2 tRNA genes are annotated in these 499 nt (G+C 40.5%); both read left to right on the top strand.

Annotation, left to right across the window (positions count from 1 at the left end):
• Nucleotides 1-53: 53 nt before the first annotated feature.
• A tRNA-Ile gene (locus M9196_RS23315) sits at nt 54-130 on the top strand.
• A 40-nt stretch (nt 131-170) separates the two neighbouring features.
• A tRNA-Ala gene (locus M9196_RS23310) sits at nt 171-246 on the top strand.
• Nucleotides 247-499 lie beyond the last annotated feature (253 nt).

The following is a 499-nucleotide window of genomic DNA, read 5'->3' as shown; positions in this document are numbered from 1 at the left end:
GAAAGTTAAGAGACGATATTTGATTTCACTTTTTTAAAGTGGAAACAGACTGTGGGTCTGTAGCTCAGCTGGTTAGAGCGCTCGCCTGATAAGCGGGAGGTCGGTGGTTCAAGTCCACTCAGACCCACCACTATCTCCATTAGGAGATACGGTACGATATCGACACAGATGGGGCTATAGCTCAGCTGGGAGAGCGCCTGCCTTGCACGCAGGAGGTCTGCGGTTCGATCCCGCATAGCTCCACCATCTTTAAGTATTTTTTTAAATAGAAAATTCTCTTAAGAATATTTAGAAATGGTTACTGTTTAAGTAACACATGCTCTTTAACAATTTGGAAAGCTGACGAACAACAACTTGATTAGTTGTTGTTCAAATAAAAGTTCTCAAATCCTATTTCTGACTCTTTTTATTAAGAGATAAGAATTAGGTACCAACACACATTCAAGTGTTCTTGGAAACAACATAACTTCGGTTGTGTTTGTTTATATTTGAGTCCGGC

The organism is Vibrio methylphosphonaticus, from assembly GCF_023634655.1.
In the GTDB taxonomy this organism is placed as follows: Bacteria; Pseudomonadota; Gammaproteobacteria; order Enterobacterales; family Vibrionaceae; genus Vibrio; species Vibrio methylphosphonaticus.
The sequence above is the reverse complement of the archived record's forward strand: the minus strand, read 5'-3'. Positions and strand labels throughout refer to the sequence as shown.